The following is a 17626-nucleotide window of genomic DNA, read 5'->3' on the forward strand; positions in this document are numbered from 1 at the left end:
AGAAGCCTCAATCCTCGCGCATCGCCTCCGCCGCCAGCGCCTCCGCCTCGATCAGCAGATCGTCGTCGGCACTGCCTTGGACGATGCGCTCGCGGCCGATCATCACCAGAACGGGCACCGCAAGCGGGCTGACTCGCTCCAGGTCGATGTGGAGCATCGTGTCGGCGGCGCGGTCGAGCAGGTCGGCGAGGCGGCCGACGTCGGTCATCCGCGCGCGCGCGTCCTCCCAGGCGGCTTTGAGCAGCAGATGGTCGGGCTCGTATTTGCGCAGCACGTCGTAGATGAGGTCGGTCGAGAAAGTGACCTGCCGCCCGGTCTTCTTCTTGCCCGGATGCTGGCGCTCGACGAGCCCGCCGATGATCGCCACTTCGCGGAACGCGCGCTTTAGCAGCGCCGAGCCCTGTACCCAGTCGACGAATTCGTGCTCGAGAATGTCGGAAGAGAAGAGGCTCGCCGGATCGGCGATCTTCTCGAGCCCATAGACCGCGAGCGCATAATCGTTCGCGACGAAGCCGATGGGCTTCAATCCCTGCGCCTCCATCCGCCGCGTCACCAGCATGCCGAGCGACTGGTGCGCGTTCCAGCCTTCGAAGCTGTAGGCGACGAGATGGTGCCGCCCCTCGTGCGGGAAGGTCTCGACGAGCAGCTGGCCGGGGCGGGGCAGCGCCGAGCGGCGCGCCTGCACCTCAAGCCATTCGCGGACGTCGTCGGGGAAGCGCGCCCATTCCGCCGGCTCGGCAAGGAAATGGCGCACGCGATTGGCGAGGTTCGTCGACATGGGCAGGCGCAGGCCCATATAGCTGGGCACGCGCGCCTGTTTCGCGGTGGCGCGCACGATCAGGTCGGTGTCCTTCACTCCGATCGTTTCGAGCGCGACACCCGCGAAGAAGAAGGTATCGCCCGGGGACAGGCTGGCGGCGAAGCCTTCCTCCACCTTGCCGAGGCTGCGACCATTCTTGAAGCGGACGGTGAGCATCGGCGCTTCGACGATGATCCCGGCGTTGAGGCGATGCTGCGCGATGAATTTCGGATGCGCGACGCGCCAGAGGCCGTCGGGGCCATGCGTGAGGCGCTTGAACTTGTCATAGGCCCGCAGCGCATAGCCGCCGTCGGCGATGAAGTTCAGCACGCGCTCGAACTCCTCGGGCGTCAGCGCCGAATAGGGCAGTGCCGACTGCACCTCGCCGAGCAGTTCGGCGGCGTCGAACGGGCGCGCGCAGGCGAGCGCCATGATGTGCTGCGCGAGCACGTCGAGCGCTCCCGGGCGGAATATGTCGGTGTCGAGCTCGCCCTGTTCGACCGCGTCGAGCGCAGCGCGCGCCTCAAGATATTCGAAGCGGTTGCCGGGGACGAGCACTGCCTCGCTGGGCTCGTCGAGCCGGTGGTTGGCGCGGCCGATGCGCTGGAGCAGCCGCGAGCTGCCCTTGGGCGCGCCCATCTGGATCACGCAGTCGACGTCGCCCCAATCGACGCCGAGGTCGAGGCTGGCGGTGGCGACCAGCGCGCGAAGCCGCCCGTCGGCCATCGCCGCCTCCGCGCGCCGCCTCGCCTCGATGCTGAGGCTGCCGTGGTGGACCGCGATGGGGAGCGACAGATCGTTCACTTTCCAGAGATCCTGGAAGATGAGTTCGGCGAGCCCGCGCGTGTTGCAGAAGACGATCGTCGTCTTGTGCGTCTCGATTTCCGCCATCACCTGTTTGGCGGCGTAGCGGCCGGAGTGGCCCGACCAGGGCACGCGGTCCTCGGGCAGCAGGATCGCGATGTCGGGATCGGCGCCCTTCTCGCCCTGCACCAGCGCGACCGCGTCTATGTCGCCATCCGGTGCGAGCCAGGCGCGATAGCCGTCCGGATCGGCGACGGTGGCGGACAGCGCGACGCGGCGCAGCCCGGGCGAAATCGCCTGCAACCGAGCGAGGCAGAGCGACAGCAGGTCGCCGCGCTTGCCGGTGGCGAAGGCGTGGACCTCGTCGATCACCACCGTCTTCAGATCGGAGAACAGCAGGAAACTGTCCTCGTAGCTCAGCAGCAGGCTGAGGCTTTCGGGCGTGGTGAGCAGAATCTGCGGCGGGCGGACGCGCTGGCGCACCTTGCGGTCGTGCGGCGTGTCGCCGCTGCGCGTCTCGACACGGATGTCGAGCCCCATCTCCGCGACCGGCGTGAGCAGGTTGCGCTGCACGTCGGTGGCGAGCGCCTTCAATGGCGAGATGTAGAGCGTGTGGAGCCGGTCGGTCGGCGCCTCGATCAGCTCGGCGAGGCTGGGGAGGAATCCCGCGAGCGTCTTTCCCGCGCCGGTGGGTGCGACGAGTAGCGCATGGCTGCCTGCTCGCGCGGCGGCGAGCATCTCCAGCTGGTGGCGGCGAGGCGCCCAGCCGCGCTCCCCGAACCAGCCGCGCAGCGGTTCGGGGAGGGATGGTTCGGGAGGGATCACCGGCCGCTGCTCCGGGCCGGCCCTGTTCTGGCTCTGTCGATCACGCAGCCGAAAGGTAGGGAAGGCGCCCCTCGTTCGGCAAGCTCAGCCCCACGCGAAGGGCGAAATCAGCTCCGCTCCTCGCGCAGCTGATCCTCGCGGTTCTGCTCGTCATACATGCGGTGCGTCGCGTCTTCGGTCCGTTCGCGCTGACGACGCGAGCTGCGATTGTGGAGGATGGCCCAGATGATGGCCGCGGCCAGCACGATCGGGCCGAGGATCGTGAGCAAGGCCCATTGGCTTCCAAGATCAATCATCGGTGCACCTCGAATTCAGTTTCAGCGGTTCGTTTCGTCAACGTGTGCGGTGCGCAATTCGATCCCATTGGACGCCGGGCACTGCGTCGCCATATCATCCTCCATGGGACTGGGACGCTGGATCGAGCCGCATCCGCACGGGCTCTATATTCCCGCCGCCGACGCCTGGGTCGATCCGTCGCGCCCGGTGGGGCGCGCGCTGGTGACGCACGGCCACGCCGATCACGCCCGCGGCGGCCATGGCGAGGTTTGGGCCACTGCCGAGACGCTCGCGATCATGGAGGCACGCTACGGGCCGCAGACGGGCCGGCCGGTCGCCTATGGCGAGTCGATGCGACTCGGCGCCGTCGAGATCGGCTTCGTGCCTGCCGGCCATGTGCTCGGCTCGGCGCAGATCGTGCTCGATCACGGCGGCGAGCGGATCGTCGTGTCGGGAGACTATAAGCGGCGCGAGGATCCCACCTGCGCACCGTTCGAGCCGGTGCCGTGCGACGTTTTCATCACCGAGGCGACCTTTGCGCTGCCGGTTTTCCGGCATCCCGAGACGCATGACGAGCTCGACAAGCTGCTGGCGCGGCTCCGCGCAGAGCCGGAACGCTGCGTGGTGATCGGCGCCTATGCGCTGGGCAAGGCGCAGCGGCTGATCGCCGAACTGCGCGTGATGGGCTTTGACGATCCGATCTATATTCATGGCGCCTTGCAGCGGCTGTGCGACTTGTACGTCGAGCACGGCATCGCGCTGGGCGAGCTGCGGCCGGCGACGGGCGTGCCGAAAGCGGAATTGCAGGGCCGGATCATCCTCTGCCCGCCCGGCGCGCTCAACGATCGCTGGTCGCGGCGGCTGCCCGATCCGATCACCGCAATGGCGAGCGGCTGGATGCGCGTGCGCCAGCGGGCGCGGCAGCGGAATGTGGAGCTGCCGATCATCCTGTCCGATCACGCCGATTGGGACGAGCTGACCCGGACGATCCGCGAAGTCGCTCCGCGCGAACTATGGGTGACGCACGGCCGCGAGGATGCGCTCCTCCATTGGTGCCGCCAGCGTCAGATCAAGGCGCGGGCGCTCGACCTCGTCGGTTACGAGGACGAGGACGATTAGCCGGGCGGCGCAGTGGCGGCGGGTGCCGGCGTGTCGAGGAAGCGGCGGGCGAGACCCGAATAGAGCCGCTCGCGCGACACTTGCGCACTGACGAAATCGGCGATCAGCGCGGTAGCGAACATCGGCAGGATCATTCCGCGGCTGGCGGTGATTTCGCTGATGATGATGACCGCCGTGAATGGTGCGCGGATCACCCCGACGAAATAGGCGGTCATGCCGAGCAGCACGACCGCGCCTGCGGGTTCGCCGGGGAAAAGCGTCTTGAGGAGATTGCCCAGCCCCGCGCCGATCGCCAGCGAAGGCGCGAAGATCCCTCCCGGCGCTCCGCTCAGTGTCGTGGCGAGCGTCGCGACGAGCTTGGCCGGGCCGAACCACAGCGACTGATCGCCGCCCTCGACGAGCGCGCGCGTGGCGGCATAGCCGGTTCCCCAGGTCGCACCCGATGTGACGATGCCCAGCACCGCCACGACGAGGCCGCAGCCGGCGGCGAACAGCGCCGGTCGAGCGCGGATCGGCCGCAGCAGCGCGCTCCCCGGCGCGGTGGCGCGCAGAACGATGCGGCTGAACGCGCCGCCCGCGAGCCCGCCGAGCACTCCGGCCAGCGGAGCCAGCAACAACACGGTCGCCAGCGGCAGCGTGGCGTGCATCGCGCCGAAATAGACGTAATCGCCGGCCACTCCCAGGCTGACGAGTCCGGCGATCATCACCGCGCCCATCACCAGCACCGCGACTCGCTGCTCATAGGCGGCGGCGAGTTCCTCGATCGCGAAGGCGACCCCCGCGAGCGGCGTGTTGAACGCGGCGGCGACACCGGCCGCGCCTCCGGCGATCAGTACGCCGGCGGTGATCGGCACGCGCAGCAGGCGATGCATCGCGACCATGATACCGGCGCTCACCTGCACCGTCGGGCCCTCGCGTCCCACCGATCCGCCGACGAGCAGCATCACCACCGTCAGCACCAGCTTCTTGGCGGCGGTGGCGAGCGAGACGAGGTGCAGCGCAACTGCGGAATTCTTGCTGCGTCCGGCGGCGATCACCTGGGGAATGCCCGATCCCGCGGCATCCGGCGCCCAGCGCCGGGTGACCCATACCACCAGGCCGAATACCGCCGGAGTGACGAACAGCGGCGCGAGCGGCCACCGGGCGACAAGGGCAACGAACAGTTCGTGCGCGCCATCGCTGATCGCGGCGAAGGCGAGCGCGACGAGGCCGAGCAGGACGGCGCCGACGACGGTGGCAATGCGCCGCCGCACCAGCGACAGCTGCGCAGTCGCGTGCCGCTGCGCACGGCGGCGCCAGAGAATCCGGAGGCGACGGCGAATTCGGTCGGCAGCGCGCATGGCGCTGCTTAGACTCGCCTCCTGCCGCGAGGAAACCGTTGCGGCGGGATTTTCGTGTGGAGGAGCCGAATTTCGACGGCAGGCGAAGCGCAGGCGCTCAGCCGGCGCGCTGGAGCCCTGCCGAATCGGCAAACAGCCACGCCTGGGCCGCGTCAGGGGTCGAGAAGCAAGCGACGTCGCTGCGGCCGTGCACGGCGCGCTCCAGCTGCATTCGCGCCAGCGTCGGCCCCGTCACGAAGGCGAGTCGCCGCGAGCGATAGGCAGGATCGGCGAGCATCGCGCGAAACGCATCGACCATCTCCTGCGACTGTATCTTCATTCCACGCAGGTCGTTCATCGTGAGATGCTGGTTGCGCCCGCACAGCAGCCGCGCATGCGCCACCCGTCGCGCCTCGAGGAAGCGGGTGAGATCCGCCGGCTCGAAAAACCCAGCCATGACGATGCGCACCAGGCTGCGGGGAACATCGACATCTATCTCGAAATGCGCGCTCATAGGCCAATGCCTATCGCCGCAGCTACTGACAATTCGCTAACGAATGCGGGTGCTTAGCGTCAGTCGGTCGCCTCGAGCGCCTTCTGCCGCCGACGCTGCACCGAGCTGCCGATGCCCAGCGACTCGCGGTATTTCGCGACCGTGCGGCGGGCGATATCGAACCCCTTCTCGCGCAGCAGGTCGACCAGCGTGTCGTCCGAGAGAATCTTCTTGGGATCTTCGGCGGCGATCAGCGCCTTGATCGCGCTCTTCACTGCTTCGGCGGAGACGGCGTCGCCGCCATCGGCCGACTGAATCGCGCTGGTGAAGAAATATTTGAGTTCGAACAGGCCGCGGGCGCAGCTCAGATATTTGTTCGACGTGACTCGGCTGACGGTCGATTCGTGCATTTCGATCGCTTCGGCCACCTGGCGCAGCGTCAATGGCTTCAGATGCGCGACACCCTTCAAAAAGAAGGCTTCCTGCTGCTTCACGATTTCGCTCGACACCTTGATGATCGTGCGCTGGCGCTGATCGAGCGCCTTCACCAGCCAATTCGCGCTGGCAAGGCAATCCGAAAGCCAGGTCTTCGAGGCCTTGTCCTGCTTGCCGCCTGAAAGCTCGACATAATAGGCGCGGTTGACGAGCAGCCGCGGCAGCGTGGCGGAATTGATCTCCACTGCCCAGCCGTCGCCGCGCCGGGCGACGAAGATGTCGGGGACGACGGCGGCGGCCGGCTCGCCGCCGTAACGGCAGCCGGGCTTGGGATCATAGTCGCGCAGTTCGCGGATCATGTCGGTCAGATCTTCGTCGTCGACTCCGCAGATACGCTTCAGCCGCGCGCGATCGCCCTTGGCGACGAGATCGAGATTGTCGATCAGCCGCGCCATCGCCGGATCGTAGCGATCCGCCTCCTTTGCCTGGAGCGCGATGCATTCGGCGAGGTTGCGTGCGCCGACTCCGGTCGGATCGAAGGTCTGGATCGTCGCGAGCACCGCCTCGACTCGGGCGAGCGGCACGCCCAGCCTGTCCGCGACGTCGAGCAGCGGAATGGTGAGATATCCCGTCTCGTCGATCTGATCGATCAGATGCTGCGCGATGAAGAGATCGGGGCCGGCGATCGCGGTGCCCGCCTGGGTGGACAGATGGTCGGCGAGCGGAACGCTGCTCTGCGTGAAATTCTCGAAGTCGGGGCCGTCCTCGGATCCGGTGCCGGCGGCGCCGGTCGCTCCGAGCGCGCCGTCGAGCCCGCCGATCCCGTCGGCCGCGCTGTCGTGGTGGAAGGTCTCGCTCGCGAAATCGACGTCGAGCGCGGCCTCGCCCGAACCGGCGCCGTCCCTGAGCAGTTCGCCGGCGTCGGCCGGTCCGTCGCGGACGGTCTCGACCTCTGGCGGTTCGAGTGGCGCATCGGGCGGCTCCTCGCCGCCGGCATCGAGCAGCGGATTCTTCTCCAGCTCCTCGGCGATGAACGTTTCGATCTCCAGGTTTGAGAGCGCCAGCAGCTTGATCGCCTGCTGGAGCTGCGGCGTCATGACCAGCGACTGCGACTGGCGCAGGTCGAGACGTGGCGCGAGGCTCATGAACCGGCTCCGGCAGCCGTCATTCCGGCACGAACGGAGGGAGCGGAACGCGCCATGGCCTAGAGCGAGAACCCCTCGCCGAGATACAGCCGGCGCACGTTCGCATCCGCCACCAGCTCGGCCGGCGAGCCTGCGAACAGCACGCGCCCGTCGTAGATGATGTAGGCGCGATCGACGATGTCGAGCGTTTCGCGGACATTGTGGTCGGTAATCAACACGCCGATGTCGCGCTGCTTGAGCTGGATGACGAGATCGCGGATGTCCGAGATCGAAATCGGATCGATCCCGGCGAACGGCTCGTCCAGCAGCATGATCTTGGGATTGGCCGCCAGCGCGCGCGCGATCTCGGCGCGGCGCCGCTCGCCGCCCGAAAGCGCCATCGCCGGGGCGTCGCGCAGCCGCGTCAGCCCGAATTCGTCGAGCAGCTGATCGAGCCGCTCCTTGCGTGCCGCCTTGTCCGGTTCGGCCAGTTCGAGCACCGCCAGAATGTTCTTTTCGACAGTGAGGCCGCGGAAGATCGAGGTTTCCTGCGGCAGATAGCCCAGGCCGAGGATCGCCCGCCGATACATCGGCAGCGGCGTGATGTCCTCGTTGTCGAGCATGATCCTGCCCGAATCGGGCTTCACCAGCCCCATCACCGAATAGAAGCAGGTCGTCTTGCCCGCGCCGTTCGGACCGAGCAGCCCGACCACTTCGCCGCGCGCCACCGAGAGCGACACGTCGGTCAACACCGTGCGCTTGTCATAGGCCTTGGCGATCGAGACGACCGCGAGGCCCTGATCAGGCACCGGCGCCGGATCGGCGACGGGCTTCTCGAGAGTGGTGACATCGTTCATGATCAAGCCTCTTGCAGCGATCCGATCGCCGTCGCCCTGTCGGCTACGGCGATTGGCAGGGTTCATGCATGTCCCTGCGGGGACGAGTCCTGCATGACTAAGGCGCCCATGAAAAGGGGCCGTGCGGCGACTCGTCGGAAAAAGCCGCTTACTGGCCGTTGCGCTGCGGCACCGAAAAGCGCCCCGTCACGCGGCCGCCCTCGCGTTGCGTTCCGTCCTGGCGAGTCGATCCGCCTACGCCCGAGCCGTCGATCGTCGCCCGCCCCGTGTCCAGATTGATCGACAGCCGGCCACCCTGCACCGTGTTGCCGTTCTGGTTCAACGTCACCCCGCCGATTAGCGTGATGATGCGGCGGTCGAGATCATAAACGGCATATTGCGCGCGCGCGCTCTGATCGGGTCGACGGACAGTGACGCCCCCCGTGGCGTCGAGTCGTGAGACCTGCGGCGAACCCTGCGCGATCTCGCCGGTGTAGGAAACGACAAGTCGCGACGCAGTGAGCGTCATATTCGCCTGCTGGATGTTGACGTTGCCGGTCAGGATCGCGCGATTGGCGCGATCCTGCAGTTCGATATGCTGCGCGGCAAAATCGATCGGCGCGTTTGAGTCATGGCGAGTCTGTGCCTGGGCAGGGGCGGAAGTGCCGAGCGCCAGCGCAACGCCGAGCGGCAACAGGGAGCGGAGCCGAGTCATCACTGCCTATTTGCGCGCCCCGGCACAATCCGCAAGCGGGCATTGCCCTCAAGCGAGACAGTCCGGTTCTGGAGATCGGCAGTCATCTTGTTGCCGCTGAACGTTCCGAGGGGCGTGGTGCCCGTGACGGCGCCGCCGCTTTCCATGGTGCGTTCGCGCAGGTCCACGGTCGCATCATGGGTGGTGAGATTATAGCCGTCGCTCGTGCGGAAGCGCAGCGGCCCGTCGATCGCGACTTCCTCCTCCGCCATGTCGTAGCGGCCGCGATTGGCGACGAGCTGTGCCACGCCCTCTTCGAGCCGGATGCGCGCTGCTAGATCGCGCAGCTGCACGATCGGCTCCAGCGAGCTTTTCTGAATCGCCGAACCTGCCGTCAGCACAAAGGCGCGGCCGCGCGCATCCTGGCCACGGTACGTCGCGGATTCGATTCGGAGCCGCTCGCCGGCGACATCCACCTTGTTCTTGTCGAGCACGAAGCTCACGTCGCCGCCGACGGTGAGCGGCGCCATCACCAGAAAGGCGCCGAGCACGCCGATTCCGACCGGCAATGCGACGAGCGCCGTCTTGACCACGCGATCATGGCTGCTGCCGGGATGCGCCCATGCGCGCCGCTTGCGGCGTAGGCGGCGGGCTTCCCTAGACATGAAGCGCCCGTGCGGGGAAGCGGCGACTCTCAGACATGCGCAAAGATGTCGATATCCGGCCAGCCGGCGAGGTCCAGTTCGGCGCGGCTGGGCAGGAAGTCGAAACAGGCCTGGGCGAGGGGCATGCGTCCTTCACGCTCGAGCCGGCGGTCGAGTTCCGTCTTGAGCGCATGGAGATGGCGCACGTCGGACGCGGCATAGTCGCGCTGCGCGTCGCTGAGCTCGGGCCCGCCCCAGTCGGACGACTGCTGCACCTTCGACAGTTCCTGGCCGAGCAGCTCGCGCACGAGCTCCTTCAGTCCGTGACGATCGGTGTAGGTGCGCACGAGCCGCGACGCGGTCTTGGTGCAATATACCGGCGCCGCCATCACGCCGAGATAGAAGCGGATCGCGGCAAGATCGAACCGGGCATAATGATAGAGCTTGAGCCGTTCCGAATCGCTCAGCAACGCCCGCAGATTGGGCGCGTCGTACAGGCTGCGTGGACCGAAGCGGACGAGATGCTCGTCGCCGCCGCCATCGGAAAGCTGCACCACGCACAGCCGGTCGCGGGGAGTGACGAGGCCCATCGTCTCGGTGTCGACCGCGATCGATGCGCCGGGCGCGAACAGGCCCTCGGGAAGGTCTTCTTCGTGGAAATGAACTGCCATCCCGCGCGCATAGGCGGGATGGCTCCGCACCTCAATGGGGGGCGGACGGCGCTCCCTCGCCCCGCGCTGCCGCCGCAGCCGCTTCGTTGCGTTCCTTGCTCCGCCGCGACCAGATGTTGAGCATCTCGACTCCGGCCGAGAAGGCCATCGCCGCGTAGATATAGCCCTTAGGAATGTGCGCGCCGAAGCCCTCGGCGATCAGCACCATGCCGATCATCAGCAGGAAGCCGAGCGCCAGCATCACCACCGTGGGATTGGCGTTGATGAAATTGGCGAGGGGAGTAGCGGCGAGCAGCATCACGCTCACCGCCACGATCACGGCGACATACATGATCTCGACATGCTCGGTCATCCCGACGGCGGTGAGGATCGAATCGATCGAGAAGACGATGTCGAGCAGCAGGATCTGGACGATCGCCGAGCCGAAGTTCATCGCCACCGCCTGCTTCTTGTCGAGCAGATCGTCGCTTTCGTGGACGTCCACCGAGTGATGGATTTCCTTCGTGGCCTTCCACACCAGGAACAGGCCACCGGCGATCAGGATCAGGTCGCGCCACGAGAACGCCGTTTCGAACGCCGGTTCGCCATGTTCGCCCAGCGGCCCGGTGATGCCGAGATCGAAGACCGGCGCCACCAGCCCGACGATCCAGGCGATCATCGTCAGCAGCGCAAGCCGCATCACCAGAGCCAGGCCGATGCCGATCTTCCGCGCCTTTTCGCGCTGATTCTCGGGAAGCTTGTTGGAAAGAATCGAAATGAAGATCAGGTTGTCGATGCCGAGCACGACCTCCATCACGATGAGAGTGACAAGCGCGGCCCATGCGGCCGGGCTGGCGAGCAGCTCGAGAATCCCTTCCATGATTCGCCTGTGCCGCGAGACTGCGCGTGGTGCAAGCGCCTGACGCAGCGGGGGCTTGCCCAAATCAAGTCGGAATTCGTTCGCGCCATGTCCGAAAATGGGCTATGGGGACTCCTAAGGCACTTTTGGATTCGGTGCTCGGAGACCTGCGTTTTTCGTCCGGCGCTTGGGTTTTTGTTGGTGCAAGGGACGAAACCGGGAAGACGAACAGGGCAATGAGTTTTGATCGAGGGCGCCGCGGGGATCGCGGCGGGCGCGGCAGGGACAAGCGCGACAGTTTCGGCGACGACGGCGGTTTCGGTGGTGGCTTCGGCGACCGTGGTGATCGCGGCGGCTTCGGAGGCGGCGATCGCTTCGGCGGCGGCGGTGGTGGCTTCGGCGATCGCGGTGGTTTCGGCGGCGGTGGCGGCGGCTTCCGTGGCGGCGGCGGCGGTTTCGGCGGTGGCGGCGGCGGTGGTCGCGGCATGCCGCCCCAAGTCGTCGGCGAAGCCACGGGCGTCGTCAAATTCTTCAATGGCCAGAAGGGCTTCGGCTTCATCGTTCGCGATGACGGCGGCGAGGACGTGTTTGTGCACATCTCGGCGGTCGAACAGGCGGGCCTTACCGGCCTTGCCGAAGGCCAGCCGCTCGGCTTCACGCTGGTCGACCGCGGTGGCCGCATCTCGGCGACCGATCTCAAGATCGACGGCGAACCGATGCCGGTCGAGGATCGCGGTCCTCCGCCCGGCGGCGGCTTCGGCGGCGCGCCCCGTGGCGGCCCCCAGCGGCAGCTGACCGGCGAGAAGGCGACCGGAACGGTCAAGTTCTTCAACGCGATGAAGGGCTTCGGTTTCATCCAGCGCGATGACGGCCAGCCCGATGCGTTCGTCCACATCAGCGCGGTCGAGCGTGCGGGCATGCCGACGCTCAACGAAGGCGACCGGCTCGAGTTCGAGCTCGAAGTGGATCGGCGCGGCAAATATGCCGCGGTGAACCTGCAGCCCAAGCAGGACTGAGCCGAACGGCGGTAATCGAGAAAGGGGCGGTTCTGCGAACGAACCGCCCCTTTTTTGCATGGGCGCTCCCGAAAGTGGATTTAGCTCGGTGTTCGCCGCTCGATCAGCGTCACGATCAGGTGCGAGCACAGCGCGGAGGCGGTGGCGCTCGCGATCACGAGCAGTGCAAGCAGCGCGCCCGTCACTGCGCGATCGGCGATATAGTCTCCCAAGGGGCTGATGCCGAAGAGCCAACCCAGCAGCACGACGCTGGCGACACTTCCCCCCAAGGCGCCCGCAAGCGCCCAGCGCAGGCGCGAACCGCGCGAATCGCGCAGGTACCAGAGCGCCACCGGGCCGCCGACAACGAGCGCGGCCGGAACCGCCCACAGCAGGAACACGCCGAGCAGCCTCGGCAGCCCGACAAGCGAACCGCCGGTCAGCGCGAGCAGCAGCACGGCGATGAAGGGAGCCGCAGCGACCGGCCCCAGTCCCACGGCGGCGAGCAGGGGCAGGCGGCGGTAGCGATGATCGGCGGCTGGTCTCATCGTTTCGCAATAGCATCGCCGCCGCGCAGCGCGAGCGGCATCACGTCACCAGCCGGCGCAATCCTTCCAGCGTCTCCGCCTCGGCGGCCGGCTTGTCGGTGCGGATTCGCGCGATTCGTGGAAAGCGCATCGCCAGTCCCGACTTGTGCCGCTTCGATTCGTGAACCGAATCGAACGCCACCTCGAGCACGAGTGTCTTCTCGACCTCGCGCACGGGGCCGAACCGGTTCAGCGTGTGATTGCGCACGAATCGGTCGAGCCACTTCAGCTCCTCGTCGGTGAAGCCGAAATAGGCCTTGCCGACCGGCAGCAGCGCGCCCTCCTCGCCCCAGGCGCCGAAGGTGTAATCGGAGTAGAAGCTCGATCGCTTGCCGCTACCGCGCTGCGCATACATCAGCACACAGTCGGCGGTCAGCGGATCGCGCTTCCATTTGTACCACAGGCCCGCGCGACGACCCGCGACGTAAGGCGAGTCACGGCGCTTGAGCATCACGCCCTCGATCGCAGCGCTGCGCGCGCCGGCGCGGATGTTCTCCAGCGCGGCGAAATCGGACGCTTCGATGAGTGCCGAGACGTCGAATCGCTCCGGATCGAGCGCCGTGGCGAATGCCTCCAGCCGCGCCCGCCGCGTGGTCCAGGGCTGCTCGCGCAGATCCTCCGCGCCGTCGAAGAGAATGTCGTAGAGGCGGACGAAAGCGGGAAATTCAGCGAGCGTCTTCGCCGGCACCGTCTTTCGCCCCAGCCGCTGCTGCAACGCGTTGAAGCTTGCCGCGCCGCCGCCTTCACCGAGAGTCGCTGCGCCCTGCGCCTCGCCCTTCACCAGCAGCTCGCCGTCGAGCACGCCGGGCGTCACGAAGGCCTGTGCGACCTCCGGGAAGCTGGCGGTGATATCGTCGCCAGCGCGGCTGTAGAGCCGGGTTTCGCCATCGACATGGACGAGCTGGACGCGAATGCCGTCCCATTTCCACTCGGCGGCATAGGCGTCGAGCGACAGCCGATCTGCTTCGAGGGGGTGTGCGAGCATGAACGGGCGGAACACCGGCAGGTGCTCGGCGGTCGGTTGCGCGCCGCGTCCCTCGGCCCAATCGAACAGGGGCGCGTAGGGTGGCGCGAGCCCATGCCACACTTCCTCGACAGCATCGACGTCGAGCCCGAACGCCTGGGCGAGCGCGGTCTTGGCGAGCCGCGCCGAAACGCCGACTCGCAAGGCCCCGGTCGAGAGCTTCAGCAGCGCGAACCGCTCGTCGGCATCGAGCCGGTCGAGCATCGCGGCGAGCACCGCCGGAGCTTCCGCACGGCCGAGCGAAGCCAGCCGCGTCACGGCTTCGCCGAGCGGCAGCGGCGTGCCGCTCCCGTCGCCGCGCACCGGCCCCGGCCACAGCAGGGCGACGGTCTCGGCCGTGTCCCCCACGAAATCCCGGCTCATCGCGAAAAGCACCGGATCGCAGCGTTCCGCGATCAGCGCACGGATCAGCGCGGGTTTGACCGCCGGCAGATCGAGCCCGCCGGTAAGCGCCGCCATCGCCCAGCCGCGATCTGGATCGGGCGTGGCTTTGAGATACTCGGCGATGTGCCGCAGCTTCGCGTTGCGCGAGCGCGTGTAGATCAGGCTGTCGAGCAGGTCGGCGAAGGCACGCATCGCATTTAGATGGGCGCACCCCTCGGCTTTCGCTACGTCCGCTCCGCGCAGGGGGAGGGCGACAGTTCGATGGTGAAGCGAGTCACGCTTGGTGTGTTGCTCCTTGCCGGGGTCGGTGTGGCGGTTCTGCTCTTCGCCTTTATCGAGGCGCGCAGCGATCCAGTGGTTCGCGAAGCGCGCATCGCCATGCGCGACTGGCCCGAAGGCGCCCCGCCGCTACGGCTGGTGCTCGTCTCCGACATTCATCTCGGCAGCCCGGCAATGGATGGCGCGCGGCTGGATCGGATCGTCACACAGATCAATGCGCTGGACCCGGATCTGGTGGTGATCGCCGGCGACTTCATCTTCGGGCACGAACGCGGCAGCGCAGCGATGCTGGGCGCCGGCCTGCCGGCGTCGCTGGCGCGGCTGGATGCGCCGCTCGGCACGGTCGCCGCGCTGGGGAATCACGATCACTGGACCGGGATTGCGGCGGTGCGCGAGCAGCTGGAACGCGCAGGGGTGGCTGTCGTGGAAAATGGCGCGATTCGCCGGGGACCGATCGTTCTCGGCGTAGTGGGGGACGATTTCACTCGGCACGATGATATCCCGGCGACGCTGGCGGCGATGGCGGAGCTCGAGGGTCCGCAGGTCGTGCTCAGTCACTCGCCTGACATCGCGCCCGAACTGCCGCCTGAGGTCGCGTTGGTGCTCGCCGGGCACACCCATTGCGGGCAGGTCGTGCCGCCGCTGATCGGGCCGCTGGTGAGCGTGTCGCGCTATGGCGAGCGCTATCGCTGCGGCGTGCGGCGCGAAGGCGGTCGTTTGGTCGTCGTGACTGCCGGGCTCGGAACGAGCGGGCCGCCGTTGCGGATGGGCGCTCCGCCGGATCTGTGGCTGCTTACGCTTGTGCGGCCTCAGTCGCGGGCGCGGCGATAACGGAACGGCGCCTCGAAGCTGGTTCCGTCCTCGCGCGCGATGCGCACCGTCACCACGAGGCCGTCTTCCCCCTCACGGGCCAGGGTGAGGCCATCGAAATAGGCCGCATCCTGCTCGATCGCGACCAGCCGGAACTGCTCGGCCTTTCCGCTGGCATCCTCCACCCGTCAGGTCCGAATTGAAGTGACGCAGCCTGTAGACGAGCGAGCCGCCCTCGCTCGCGATTTGCAGCAGCTCGTAGAAACGGATGCCGCCTGCGCCGTCTTCCATCAGGAAATGGCCAGCGATCTGGCCGCCGCGCGGGCGCGAATAGACTTCTACGGCGGGCGCGCCGAGACCTTCTCCCACCCACTCGCCGGCGATCCAGGCGAGCGCGCCGATCTCGGCGGGCGGAGAAACGCCGTCCGGAGGCATCGTTCGCGTCGCCTGCGCAAGTGCCGGGGAGCCCGCGACGCTCGAAAACAGCAGCGCCGCCGCCCACCAGATCCGGATCATGCTTCCACTCCAATAAGGAAGCCTGATCTGTACCCCGGCGCGACGGCGGCGCAATTGCCGATCTTGCGCTATTGCGCGTGGTCAGGTCATTTTCTTGCCCGCGATCAGCCCGAGGATCAGGAAGATCACGAACAGCGCCAGCGCGATGAAGAACAGGATCTTCGCGATCTCGACGAACGCACCGCCGATGCCGCCGAAGCCGAGAACGGCGAGTACGAGACCGATCACGAGAAAGATGATTGCCCAACGAAGCATGTAGCGTCTCCCACCTGTGAGGTGGAAGAAGCGCATGGAACAGCACGGGGTTCCGTCTCGCGCGCAGCGGGCTTTGCCGCTACAAGAGCCGGCGCGCGACTGTGGGCGCGGCAGCCGAGCGGCTCCGACGTGGCGTGTACCCTTGCCCGGAAGTTCCGGCATGACGAAAGGTCAGACGATGAAGCTCATGATTTCGGCGGCACTGCTGCTCGCCGCCACGATCTCACCCGCCGTAGCGCAGGATGCTCCGGCGAATGCGAATACCAGCCCGCCCGCGGCCGATACGCTGGCGCAGTTCACGCTCGACACGCCGGTCGAACAGATCGTCGCCGACGAGCGCGCGAAGGCAGTGCTCGACGCGAACATTCCCGGCGTTTCGACTCATGAATCCTACGACATGTTCAAATCCATGTCGCTCCGGCAGCTCCAGCCCTATTCCGGCGGCCAGATCACCGACGAGATGCTGGCGAAGACCGAGGCCGAGTTCGCGGCCATCAACTAAGCCGCCTTCGACGAAAACGGCCGGCCGGAGCGGGACTCCGGCCGGCCCCTGTCGGTTCGGGACAGCGTCTCAGCCTTTCCGGCCGGCCTCGAACAGGAACCAGGCGCGCTCCTCGGCCTGATCGGTCCATTCGTCGATCACGGCACTGGTGGCATTGTCCTTCGCGTCGTCGGCGATGTCCTTGGCCTCTCGCAGCGCCTCGACCAGCTTCAGATTGTCGTCGCGCAGCTCGGCGAGCATGTCGCCTGCGGTGACGAAATCCTTGTCATTGTCCTTGATCGTCTGACGGCGCGCGATGTCGCCGATCGAGCGGAGCGTGGTGTTGCCCGTCTTGCGCACGCGCTCGGCGATCAGATCGGTGGTTCCCAGGATCTGCGCCGCCTGCTCGTCGAGCATCAGGTGATAGTCGCGGAAGTGCGGGCCCGAGACGTGCCAGTGGAAGTTCTTCGTCTTCAGATACAGCGTATAGCTGTCGGCGAGGATGCCGTTCAGCGCCTCCGCGACGGTCTTGGTGGCGTTGCTGCTGAGATCGGTGGGGGTTTTCAGCGCGGGGTTGTCGGCCATCGGGTCCTCCTGAAAAAAACGTGAATTCGATTCGTTCAGGCAACGAACCTCTACGCATTTCGCTCCGACGCGGTACACGGGATTCTCCCGATCACGGCAATCGACTGCACCGCGCTCAAAGGAGCCGCAGCGCACCCAGGCCGACGATGGCCCCTGCTACCAGGAAGAGCAGCCCGGTTAGCACACGGAAGCCGCGGAAGGGTATTCGTCGCCACGCGCGCTCGCCCAGTGCAGCCGCGACGAACGCCACGGCGAGTGCGCCGAATGCGGCACCGACAGCGGCGAACCAGGGCATGCTCCGCGCCCCGATCGCGAAGGTGAGGAATTGCGTCCGCTCGCCGAACGCGAGGATGAAGATGCCGAGGAGCGGCACCAGCAGCGGACCGAGTCGCCACGTGTCGAGCCGCTCGGGGGCGCGCTCCGGAACCAGCGCGAACAGGCCGCCGTAGAGCAGCGCCACTGCAAGCAGCAGCGCGCGCGCCTCGGGCGTGAGCATGGGCGCGATCCACAGCGCGCCAAGCGCAGCGAGCGCATTGCCTGCCGCGTGCCCGAGACCGGCCGCCAGCGCGACCAATAGCGGCCGCCCGAATCGGTCGGCGAGAATCGCAGTGAGCCAGGCAGGGCGATCGCCGAGCTGAGTCAGCACGGCTATGAGGAACGCGGGGACCAATGCTTCCATCTGCCGTCAGCCTGCCGATCGCGGCGGCGGCGCCACTGGCAAGGGGAGGCGGCCGAAGCGGCCATGCACGAAGGAAAGGGCCCGATGCACTGCTGCCATGCCACTCCCTCTGATAGCGCCTCGCGCAGCGTGCGCGAACAGGGTTAACGCCTCG

At 67.2% G+C, this 17626-nt stretch carries 20 protein-coding genes and 1 pseudogene; 4 read left to right on the forward strand and 17 right to left on the reverse strand.

What is annotated here, in order from left to right; translation table 11 throughout:
• Nucleotides 1-7: 7 nt before the first annotated feature.
• The gene (locus H7V21_RS11855; RefSeq protein ID WP_262504098.1) at nt 8-2341 is read right to left on the reverse strand and encodes a ligase-associated DNA damage response DEXH box helicase; all 2334 of its coding nucleotides are present in this window, start codon (nt 2339-2341) and stop codon (nt 8-10) included.
• Nucleotides 2342-2535: 194 nt separating this feature from the next.
• Nucleotides 2536-2724, reverse strand: a complete 189-nt coding sequence (locus H7V21_RS11860) for a hypothetical protein (RefSeq protein ID WP_188053950.1) — start codon at nt 2722-2724, stop codon at nt 2536-2538.
• A 103-nt stretch (nt 2725-2827) separates the two neighbouring features.
• Between H7V21_RS11860 and H7V21_RS11865 the strand changes: the two genes are divergently transcribed.
• Nucleotides 2828-3823, forward strand: a complete 996-nt coding sequence (locus H7V21_RS11865; RefSeq protein WP_188053951.1) for a ligase-associated DNA damage response exonuclease — start codon at nt 2828-2830, stop codon at nt 3821-3823.
• Here H7V21_RS11865 and H7V21_RS11870 read toward each other — a convergent pair.
• The 8 genes from H7V21_RS11870 to H7V21_RS11905 form a co-directional block, all read right to left on the reverse strand.
• Entirely contained in the window at nt 3820-5163 is a 1344-nt protein-coding gene (locus tag H7V21_RS11870; RefSeq protein ID WP_188053952.1) for a chloride channel protein, read from the reverse strand. The genes H7V21_RS11865 and H7V21_RS11870 overlap by 4 nt on opposite strands.
• A gap of 97 nt (nt 5164-5260) precedes the next feature.
• The gene (locus tag H7V21_RS11875; RefSeq protein WP_188053953.1) at nt 5261-5656 is read right to left on the reverse strand and encodes an STAS/SEC14 domain-containing protein; all 396 of its coding nucleotides are present in this window, start codon (nt 5654-5656) and stop codon (nt 5261-5263) included.
• 59 nt (nt 5657-5715) lie between these two features.
• Nucleotides 5716-7215: an RNA polymerase factor sigma-54 gene (rpoN, locus tag H7V21_RS11880; RefSeq protein ID WP_188053954.1), complete on the reverse strand. Its 1500-nt coding sequence runs from the start codon at nt 7213-7215 to the stop codon at nt 5716-5718.
• A 59-nt stretch (nt 7216-7274) separates the two neighbouring features.
• Entirely contained in the window at nt 7275-8051 is a 777-nt protein-coding gene (gene lptB, locus H7V21_RS11885) for an LPS export ABC transporter ATP-binding protein (RefSeq protein ID WP_188053955.1), read from the reverse strand.
• A gap of 148 nt (nt 8052-8199) precedes the next feature.
• On the reverse strand, nt 8200-8745 hold the full coding sequence (locus H7V21_RS11890; RefSeq protein WP_188053956.1) for an LptA/OstA family protein: 546 nt from the start codon (nt 8743-8745) through the stop codon (nt 8200-8202).
• Nucleotides 8745-9389 (reverse strand): LPS export ABC transporter periplasmic protein LptC, encoded by a 645-nt coding sequence (lptC, locus tag H7V21_RS11895; protein ID WP_188053957.1) that lies wholly within the window; start codon nt 9387-9389, stop codon nt 8745-8747. The genes H7V21_RS11890 and lptC overlap by 1 nt, the downstream gene beginning before the upstream one ends.
• A gap of 29 nt (nt 9390-9418) precedes the next feature.
• A complete protein-coding gene (locus tag H7V21_RS11900) occupies nt 9419-10039 on the reverse strand; it encodes a ribonuclease D (protein WP_188053958.1) in 621 nt (206 codons plus the stop codon).
• A gap of 31 nt (nt 10040-10070) precedes the next feature.
• Complete coding sequence (locus tag H7V21_RS11905) at nt 10071-10898, reverse strand: TerC family protein (RefSeq protein WP_188053959.1); 828 nt, start codon at nt 10896-10898, stop codon at nt 10071-10073.
• 215 nt (nt 10899-11113) lie between these two features.
• On the opposite strand from H7V21_RS11905, the gene H7V21_RS15990 reads away from it, so the two are divergent.
• Nucleotides 11114-11893 carry a cold-shock protein gene (locus tag H7V21_RS15990; RefSeq protein WP_188053960.1) on the forward strand — a complete coding sequence of 260 codons (780 nt, stop codon included), beginning with the start codon at nt 11114-11116 and terminating at the stop codon, nt 11891-11893.
• Nucleotides 11894-11973: 80 nt separating this feature from the next.
• Here the strand turns inward: H7V21_RS15990 and H7V21_RS11915 are convergent, their stop codons facing one another.
• Both H7V21_RS11915 and H7V21_RS11920 read right to left on the reverse strand, forming a co-directional pair.
• A complete protein-coding gene (locus H7V21_RS11915; RefSeq protein ID WP_188053961.1) occupies nt 11974-12420 on the reverse strand; it encodes a hypothetical protein in 447 nt (148 codons plus the stop codon).
• A 40-nt stretch (nt 12421-12460) separates the two neighbouring features.
• On the reverse strand, nt 12461-14059 hold the full coding sequence (locus H7V21_RS11920; RefSeq protein ID WP_188053962.1) for a cisplatin damage response ATP-dependent DNA ligase: 1599 nt from the start codon (nt 14057-14059) through the stop codon (nt 12461-12463).
• 9 nt (nt 14060-14068) lie between these two features.
• Between H7V21_RS11920 and H7V21_RS11925 the strand changes: the two genes are divergently transcribed.
• On the forward strand, nt 14069-14977 hold the full coding sequence (locus tag H7V21_RS11925; protein ID WP_262503855.1) for a metallophosphoesterase: 909 nt from the start codon (nt 14069-14071) through the stop codon (nt 14975-14977).
• On the opposite strand, the gene H7V21_RS11930 is transcribed toward H7V21_RS11925, so the two are convergent.
• The 3 genes and pseudogenes from H7V21_RS11930 to H7V21_RS11935 form a co-directional block, all read right to left on the reverse strand.
• Nucleotides 14956-15141, reverse strand: a complete 186-nt coding sequence (locus tag H7V21_RS11930; protein WP_188053963.1) for a hypothetical protein — start codon at nt 15139-15141, stop codon at nt 14956-14958. The genes H7V21_RS11925 and H7V21_RS11930 overlap by 22 nt on opposite strands.
• A 55-nt stretch (nt 15142-15196) precedes the next feature.
• Nucleotides 15197-15472, reverse strand: a pseudogene (locus H7V21_RS16045) (DUF6265 family protein); the annotation flags it as partial.
• Between the two features lie 81 nt (nt 15473-15553).
• Nucleotides 15554-15727 (reverse strand): DUF1328 domain-containing protein, encoded by a 174-nt coding sequence (locus H7V21_RS11935; RefSeq protein WP_188053964.1) that lies wholly within the window; start codon nt 15725-15727, stop codon nt 15554-15556.
• A 178-nt stretch (nt 15728-15905) separates the two neighbouring features.
• On the opposite strand from H7V21_RS11935, the gene H7V21_RS11940 reads away from it, so the two are divergent.
• Nucleotides 15906-16229: a hypothetical protein gene (locus tag H7V21_RS11940; RefSeq protein WP_188053965.1), complete on the forward strand. Its 324-nt coding sequence runs from the start codon at nt 15906-15908 to the stop codon at nt 16227-16229.
• 69 nt (nt 16230-16298) lie between these two features.
• Here the strand turns inward: H7V21_RS11940 and H7V21_RS11945 are convergent, their stop codons facing one another.
• Entirely contained in the window at nt 16299-16793 is a 495-nt protein-coding gene (locus H7V21_RS11945) for a Dps family protein (protein ID WP_188053966.1), read from the reverse strand.
• Between the two features lie 115 nt (nt 16794-16908).
• The gene (locus H7V21_RS11950; protein ID WP_188053967.1) at nt 16909-17472 is read right to left on the reverse strand and encodes a TMEM165/GDT1 family protein; all 564 of its coding nucleotides are present in this window, start codon (nt 17470-17472) and stop codon (nt 16909-16911) included.
• Nucleotides 17473-17626: the final 154 nt, after the last annotated feature.

Origin of the sequence: Sphingosinithalassobacter sp. CS137, assembly GCF_014334115.1 — a bacterium.
Classification (GTDB): domain Bacteria; phylum Pseudomonadota; class Alphaproteobacteria; order Sphingomonadales; family Sphingomonadaceae; genus Sphingomonas.